6 protein-coding genes and 1 tRNA gene are annotated in these 7,987 nt (G+C 68.9%); 4 read left to right on the forward strand and 3 right to left on the reverse strand.

The window, feature by feature from the left end:
* Nucleotides 1-465, reverse strand: a 465-nt coding sequence (locus OO014_RS18405; protein ID WP_272463784.1) for a YceI family protein, incomplete at its 3' end; no start/stop codon positions are given.
* Between the two features lie 381 nt (nt 466-846).
* On the opposite strand from OO014_RS18405, the gene OO014_RS18410 reads away from it, so the two are divergent.
* The 3 genes from OO014_RS18410 (at nt 847) to OO014_RS18420 (ending at nt 5,113) form a co-directional block, all read left to right on the forward strand.
* Nucleotides 847-3,093: a S8 family serine peptidase gene (locus OO014_RS18410; RefSeq protein WP_272463785.1), complete on the forward strand. Its 2,247-nt coding sequence runs from the start codon at nt 847-849 to the stop codon at nt 3,091-3,093.
* Between the two features lie 346 nt (nt 3,094-3,439).
* Nucleotides 3,440-3,516, forward strand: a tRNA-Phe gene (locus tag OO014_RS18415).
* A gap of 487 nt (nt 3,517-4,003) precedes the next feature.
* The gene (locus OO014_RS18420) at nt 4,004-5,113 is read left to right on the forward strand and encodes an MBL fold metallo-hydrolase (protein WP_272463786.1); all 1,110 of its coding nucleotides are present in this window, start codon (nt 4,004-4,006) and stop codon (nt 5,111-5,113) included.
* A gap of 68 nt (nt 5,114-5,181) precedes the next feature.
* Here OO014_RS18420 and OO014_RS18425 read toward each other — a convergent pair whose 3' ends face one another.
* The gene (locus OO014_RS18425) at nt 5,182-5,739 is read right to left on the reverse strand and encodes a TetR/AcrR family transcriptional regulator (protein WP_272463787.1); all 558 of its coding nucleotides are present in this window, start codon (nt 5,737-5,739) and stop codon (nt 5,182-5,184) included.
* A 77-nt stretch (nt 5,740-5,816) separates the two neighbouring features.
* A complete protein-coding gene (locus OO014_RS18430; RefSeq protein ID WP_272463788.1) occupies nt 5,817-6,452 on the reverse strand; it encodes a TetR/AcrR family transcriptional regulator in 636 nt (211 codons plus the stop codon).
* A gap of 217 nt (nt 6,453-6,669) precedes the next feature.
* On the opposite strand from OO014_RS18430, the gene OO014_RS18435 reads away from it, so the two are divergent.
* Nucleotides 6,670-7,923, forward strand: a complete 1,254-nt coding sequence (locus OO014_RS18435) for a flavin reductase (protein WP_272463789.1) — start codon at nt 6,670-6,672, stop codon at nt 7,921-7,923.
* The last annotated feature ends 64 nt before the right edge of the window (nt 7,924-7,987 follow it).

Genomic DNA, 7,987 nt, shown 5'->3' on the forward strand with positions numbered 1-7,987 from the left:
CTCGAGGCCGTAGTCGCGCCGGTTGATCCGGCGCGTGCCCTCGAAGCCGGCGCGCAGGGCGCCGAACGCGTCGGTCTGCACGCCGAGGAGCTCGATCGGGATCGTCACGGGCTTGGTGACGTCGCGGATCGTCAGGTGCCCGGAGACGACGTAGGCGCCGTCGCCGACCTCCTCGATCTGCGTGCTCTCGAAGGTGATGTCCGGGAACTTCTCCACATCGAAGAAGTCGGCACTGCGCAGGTGGTTGTCGCGGTCGTTGTTGCGCGTGTCGATGCTCGCGGCCTTGAGGGTGACGCGGGCGCTCGACTTGCTCATGTCGTCCAGGTCGGCGTGGAAATACCCCTGGACATCGTTGAACGAGCCACGCACCGTGGTGACCATGGCGTGGCGTGCGGAGAAGCCGACGCGCGTGTGAGTGGGGTCGAACTCCCAGTCACCACTCAGCGGGGATCCGGTCTCGGACATGCGCTGTCTCCTGTGTGTCGTGTGCCGTGCTGGCCTCTGGGTCTGCTGTGGGCTTGCCTCTGACGGTTCGGTCGAGAAGCAAACGAACTTGAACGTTTCATGACGAGGCAAGTGCTCGCAAGTTGGCCTCGAACTGTGGTACTCGTACCCACCCTGCCCGGGAACCATCAGTCGGCCAGTCGGCGATCTGGTGCGGGTGAGGACCGCCGCGGGACAGCCGCGGGACAGGCGCGGGACAGCCGCGGGACCGGCGCTCGCCGAGGCGCATCACGAGGGGCCGGGCTGGTGACCAAGTTGTGCCCTCGAGTCGCCCCACAGACCGGTGTGCGCGTCTTAGCATTCGGACACCATCATCAGCGCGCTTCCGGAGGCACATCACTCATGCGCTCGAACCGCTCCATCGCCGTGGCGGCTGCGGCCACCCTGGCACTCTCCCTCGGGATGGCTGCAACGTCGGCTGCCCAGCCCACTGCTTCTGATCAGGGCCAGTCGGCACCCGCGGTCGACGACTCCTACGCACTCGTCCGGCTCGCCGGCGAGCCCCTCGCGACGAACCCCCGCACCGCCCCCGACAAGGGCAAGAAGATCGGCTTCGCCAACCGGGCCGTCAAGGCCGAGCGGGACCGGATCCGGGCCGAGCAGGCCGCCTTCAAGGACTGGCTACGGACCAACGCGCCGCGGGCCCGCGTCACCAAGCAGTTCGACGTCGCCGTCAACGCGGTCGGCGTCCAGCTCAACGGCACCCCGCTGAGCACCCTCCGGTCGGCGCCCGGCGTCACCCACGCCGAGCTGCAGGGCGTCTTCACCCCCCTCGCTCACGAGGACCCGGACCTCGCGCTCGTCGACGTCCCCGAGGCGTGGGCCGCGGTCGGCGGGGCCTCCGAGGCCGGCCGTGGCGTGAAGGTCGCGATCATCGACAGCGGCATCGACGTGACGCACCCGTGCTTCAGCGACGCCGGCTATCCGGCGGTCCGGCAGCTCGGTGACACGAAGTACACCAACAACAAGGTCATCGTCTCGCGCGTCTACGGCAACAAGATCGCGAAGAACGGCTTCGACGGCGAGGACCTCAACGGGCACGGCACGCACGTCGCCGGCACCGTGGCGTGCAACGTGCACACTGACGCGGTCGCGGACGGGACCGAGATCCCCTACGACCCGTCCGGTGTGGCGCCCGCCGCGACGCTCGGCTCCTACAACGTCTTCCCCGGCACGGCCGGCTCCGCCCGCTCCGAGGACATCCTCGAGGCGATGCAGGACGCGTACGTCGACGGGTTCGACGTCGCCAACATGTCGCTCGGCGGCGCCCGCAACGACGGCGGCGGCGCCTTCCTCCTCGACAACGCGGTCGACAACCTCGACAGGGCCAACATGGTCGTCGCGGTGGCTGCCGGCAACGAGGGCCCCGGCTACTGGACCGTGCACTACCCGGGTGCGGCGCCGCGCGCGCTCACCGCTGGGGCGAGCACGGTCGGGCACGCGCTGGTCAACACCGTGAGCGTGGCCGGCACGGACTACGACGTCGTCGTCGGCGAGTTCGGCAAGCTGTCCGCGGACATCACGGCCCCGCTCGCCGTCGTCAAGGACGCCAGCTCGCCGCACCCGCTCGGCCTCTCGCTCGCCTGCAACTCCTCGGCGGCGCTGCCCGACCTGACCGGCAAGATCGCCGTCATCGGCCGCATGTCCTGCACCTTCCAGGAGAAGATCAACAACGTCACGAAGGCGGGCGCCGTCGCCGCCATCGTCGTCAACCACCTTGACGGGCTCCTCACCATGGCTGGTGACCAGACCGGCGCAGTCGCCGTCCTGGTCACCAAGACCGACGGCGCCGCCATCATGGCGCACGACGGGACGAGCGCGACGATCAACGCGAACAAGGTCTACCAGTCGATCCCCGAGGCGACGAACCGGATGGCCTCCTTCTCCAGCCAGGGCCCGACGCACGGTGACCTGCTGATCAAGCCGGACGTCGTCGCCCCCGGCGCCGACGTGCTGAGCGCCCAGCCCGCCTGGGCCTGCGAGACCGCACCGTGCTGGGCGATCTTCGGTGGCACGTCGATGGCCACACCACACCTGGCGGGCATCGCCGCGGTGGTGCGGGGCGCGCACCCGTCGTGGAGTGCGGCGGAGGTCCGCAGCGCGGTCGTCAACACGGCCCAGCAGAGCGTTCTCCGCGACTCGGCGACGAACGAGGTGACCAACGACGCCCTCAAGGTCGGTGCTGGTTTGGCTGACACGGACGCGGCCGTTGCGAGCAAGGTGGCGCTCGACCCGGTCAGCCTGTCCTTCGGGGCCATCTCGGGCGGTTCGGGCCGCAGCGTGACCAAGTCTCTCGTCGTGACGAACACGAGCGGCGCCTCGGTCTCGGTGTCAGTTGCTGTGGCCAACAACCCGGCGTCTGGCGTGACCTACTCGGTGTCGGGTGGCCAGGTCACCTTGGCGGCGGGCGCGAGCACCACGATGACGGTGACCGCGACCTCGACGAAGGGCGCAGCCGATGGCTTCTACCAGGCCCAGCTCGACGTCTCGGTCGGCGGCTCGGTGGCCTCGCACGCGATGCTGTTCACCGTCGTGGGCAGCGGCGTCGCGGCACCCGGACAGCACCAGACCCCGCCCGGCCTGAGCTGATCCTCGCCAAGGCCTGGGGCCTGGGGCCTGGGGCCTGACGGCCTGGCGAAACGAATGGTGGCCGGCTCACCCCTCGGGGTGGTCCGGCCACCGTCCTTTGGTCGCGGGTTCGTCCGGCAAGGGCGGTGGCCGTGGAACTGCGGGCTGACGGCGTCCGACGCCGCTCCGATCCGTGATGACCACACCCATCCCGTATGCCGCTGGGCTCGCTCCCACAGATCGGCGTGCCCGGCGGCTGGCCCGGTTTTCGGCGAGTGCTCGGGGTGACCGGCCGGGTTGTCGCCTCGTGTATAGTGGGCGTCGCCCGGAGCGATCCGGGTATCTGTTTGCGCTGAGGCGCAGACCCGGCCAGGTAGCTCAGTTGGTACGAGCGTCCGACTGAAAATCGGAAGGTCGGCGGTTCGACCCCGCCCCTGGCCACCACCCAAAACCGCAGGTCACGAGCCGTTGACCTGCGGCTTTGTTACTTAAGACCCGGGTTCCACGGACAACCTCCGGCAGGGCGCCGGACTCTGCGCAGCATCGACGGCGCGCCGACGTGCCCGCTGGCGCCGCGGCCAAGGCCGACGAGCACGAACTTGTTGGCCCTCTTCGTGGGAATGGTCGCTACAGGCCATCTCACCCGCACCACTGGTGGACAACCTCTTGACCGGACTTCCGAGATTTTCCTCTAATAGAGCGTCCGCTACAGGGATCGATCATAAGGTCCCACGCAGGCAACGCGAGGTTCCCTCGTTCGGCCGACATCGTCAGCTGTGGCAGCCCAGATCAAAGGAGATCACCGATGTGTACATGCACCTCAGGACCACACGTTTCCTCCGCCCTTGAGGCGCGGCACGAGGAGAGCACAGAGCCGAGGCGCGGCCCGTCCCGGCGCAGCTTGCTCGGCGGCGGCATCGGCGCAGCATCCTTGCTGGGCCTGGTTCTGGCCCAGAGCGGCACCGCGCAGGCCAGCTCGACGTCACCGGTCCACCGCCGGAGCGGTGCACGGACCAAGGCCGTCCTGGTCGGCACCGCCGGCGGCCCCATCTGGCGGCAGGCCGGGGGCCGGCGCGGCATCAGCACGGTGGTCGAGGTTGAGGGGGCCCGCTACCTCGTCGACGCGGGCCACGGCTCGGCCGCAGGTCTTTTCGACGCCGGCCTGATCGGGTCCGCGGACGGCAAGAACGACCTCACTGCCTTCCGGGCCGGATTCATCACCCACCTGCACTCGGACCACGTCACGGACCTCGCGACGCTTCTCGTGCAGGGCTTCATCGCGGGCGGCCTGGGCTCGGCGAGCGCGCCGTTCCGGGTCTACGGACCGGGAGATCGGGGCCAGCTGCCCCACGTCTTCCCGCCCAACCGCCCGGAGCCCGCCCCCTTCAACCCGGAGGAGCCCACTCCCGGCACTGCCTCGATGGTCCGACAGCTCCTCGCGGCGTTCGCGACCGATGTGAACGACCGCATGTTCGACGCGACCTCACCGCGTATCGACACGGTCATCGAGGGCTCGGACATCACGCTCCCGGCCGGTGTCACCCCGAACTTCACCGGGCCGCCTCAGCCGATGCGTCCGTTCGTCGTCTATGGGGACGACCGCGTCGAGGTGTCGGCCACCCTGGTCGACCACGGCCAGATGGTGCCGTCCTTCGCCTACCGCTTCACCTCTGACACCGGCAGCATTGTCGTTTCAGGCGACACGACGCTGACGCCGAACCTGCTCGAGATGGCTGATGGCTGCGACGTACTGCTGCACGAGGTCATCGACTACGACACCATCAATGCCAGCATCAACGGCCTGCCGGTCCCCGACGCGGTGAAGGAAGCCTTCCGCAACCACATGTTCGGGGCCCACACGACCGAGGCCCAGCTCGCCGAGCTGCTGCGGGAGATCCAGGTGGGCACTCTCGTGCTCCACCACATGGTGCCGGGCGACATCGCGAACGGCGGCTGGGCGCGCGTGGCCGAGCGGTTGGGGACCGGGGCTCGGCGCGAGGTGATTGCCGGGACCGACGGGCTCGTCGTCGGCGCACGCTGACGTAGCGGGCGAGGGGTGGGTCGTCCACGGCAACAGAGGACGGCCACGCCCTCCCTGCGCGTCGGGCCTCAGGCCGAGGACTGGGTGATGCCGGCGATGGCTCCAGCGAGCAGGTCGACGTACTCCTCGGCGTTCCAGTCCGGATAGATCTGCGAGCCGACGATCATTCCGTCGGACATGGCGACGACCAGACTCGCGAGGTCCTCGGCAGTGTCCGGGCCCAGCGCTCCCGGAAGGATCTGCGTCATCCACGCCGTGATCATCCGATGGACCTGCTGGCGGACGTCCAGGTAGGCCTCTCGGGTCTTGACCTGATCCTCACTGGTGTCGAGCAGCACCTGCATGCCGATACGCAGGAAGGCGGGCATGTCCGCGAACGTTCGCGTGGACTGCCCGAGAACCCCTCGCAGCCCCTCGGCGACCGTCGTCCCCGGCTCGACGTCCCAACGGGGGACGGACACGAGCCACCGGGCGAAGCTGGTGCGGATCACCTCGGCGAAGAGGTGGTCCTTGTCCTTGAAGTGCCAGTAAACCGAGCTGACCGGCAGGCCGGATCGTTGGCAGACGCGGGCGATCGTCGTGCCGGCGATGCCGCGCTCCTTGGCCAGGTCCGAAGCCGCGGCCATGATGCGGTCCCTGGAGCGCTCGGGCGCAACCGACCGCTTCTTCGGTGTCGCCGCGGTGGGCCCACTCACAGGAGCTTTCACGACGCCACCCCCACCGCGGTCAGGTGACGTCCCAGCCCCTGCGACATGAGTGAGACGAGTCGCTTGATGTCTCTGGGGGTGGACGAGTGAACCTGGAGGAACAGCCCGTCCATCAGCATCATGTGGAAGCGGGCCAGTCTCGTCGTGAGTTCGGGATCAGCCTCGCAGGCGGCCGGCGACAGGACGGTCGCCCACCAGTCGCGGATGGCGATCTCGGTGTCGTGCCGAACTTCCGCATAGAGCTTCCTCGCCGCCGGCTCCTTGACCCGCTGCTGAAGCGTGAGCAGCAGACCGAGCGACCAGAACTGCGGCGAGCTCGTCAACGCCTGGGCCGCTCGCTGGAAGCGCCGCTCGATCCGGTCGGTCATGTCGTCCGGCTCACTCGCTGTCACCCAGGTCGGCGCCGTGCCACGCCACGACCGGTAGGAGTGCTCGAGCGTCGCGGCGAGCAGCTGGTCCTTGCTGCCGAAGTGCCAGTAGATGGAGCTTGCGGGGAGTCCCGTGGCCTCCTGCACCAGCGCGACCGTCGTCCCGTCGTAGCCCCGGTCAGCCGCGATCGCGAGGGTCGCCTCGAGGATCGCCAGGCGGGACTCGTCACCCTGCCGATGCCGCCGCTCCGTCTTACGCGCCATCTACGTCGCTCCTCCGCTGAAACGCCCATCACCGGGCCGACCACGCGACGTGGCCTCTTCCCTGTAGTGCCACATTAGTCAGTAACAACGCCGTCCCGGCCCCGTCACGCTCCGATGTCTCACAAACAACGTAGAGATCTTGCCGATCTGCTGCACCATGCCATACCGTCGCTGTAGTGAATGCTACAGGGTTGTAGCAGAAAGGTGAAGTGACACCGTGAGCGAGCTGACATCCACTCCAGCGCTGCCCGCCATTGACCCCGCCCAGTACCGCGAGGTCATGGGCCATTATCCGACGGGCGTCACCGTCGTCACCGGCACCTCGCCCAACGGCGACCCGATCGGGATGGTGGTCGGGACCTTCACCGCGGTCTCCCTCGACCCCCCGCTCGTCGCCTTCATGCCGACCACGACGTCAGGGACGTATGGGCTGATGAGGGACTCAGCGGCATACTGCATCAACGTCCTCGCGCACGACCAGGTCGACCTCTGCCGCCTGATGGCGGTCCCCCGCCCGGGCAAGTTCGACGGCGTGGCCTGGAGCCCATCCGAACACGGCGCCCCCGTGCTGCACGACGCGGTCGCACACATCCACTGCAAGCCCTACGACGTCGTCACGGCCGGCGACCACTACATCGTCCTCTGCGAGGTGCAGGCGATGGCGGTCAACCGCCCGGCGACCCCGCTCTTGTTCTTCCAGGGCGGCTATGGGGGCTTCAACACGCGCGGCATGACCGCCAAGGGCGACGCCGGGCTCATCGAGGCCGTCCGCCTCGCCGAGGTGGCCAGACCCCAGGCGCAACGCGTGGCCAAGGTGCTCGGCTGTGAGACAGCCGTCCTGGTCGCCGCCAACGACCACGAGCTCACCGTTGCGGTCACCGCCTACGGGGGGAGCGCAGAGGTCCTCGAGCCGCTCGGCGTCCGCGTGCCGCTCATGCCGCCGCTCGGCGAGGCCTACGTCGCCTGGACCGACGACGAAACGGTCGCGGCATGGCTCGGCCGGGCCTCCAGTCAGGAGTCCGAGGTGGTCGACAAGTACCGCCGACGCCTCGAGGCGGTGCGCAGCCGCGGCTTCGCCCTCTCCCGGCAGCGCGAGGACGACTACCCGCGCTACTCCGACCTCAAGGACGCGATGCGCGAATACGCTGCGGGGGATCTGACCCCGGCCCGGGAGCGCGCCGTGCGCAACGTCATCGCGGCGTCGTCCCCGTTCTTCGAGACGATCGACATCGAGGACGGCGAGACCTATGACCTCGGCGCGATCGTCGTGCCGGTGCTCGGACCGGACGGCCGGGTTGCCTTGTGTCTCAGGGCGAGCCAGCTCCCCCAAGGCGCTTCTGGCTCACTCGTGCGCGACTGGGTCGACGCCATCAAGCAGGCTGCCGAGGACGTCAAGGAGAAGCTCGACGACGGGAATCGCGGCGCCTACACCAGCTACCTCCAGGCGATGCCCGGCGACTTCATGATGTGACCACGAGGAAGGAGGACGGCCACCCGCAACCGCGGGTGGCCGTTCCCCTTCCACAAGCGCCCTC

The sequence above is a fragment of the Intrasporangium calvum genome (assembly GCF_028446585.1).
Taxonomy (GTDB): domain Bacteria; phylum Actinomycetota; class Actinomycetes; order Actinomycetales; family Dermatophilaceae; genus Intrasporangium; species Intrasporangium calvum_A.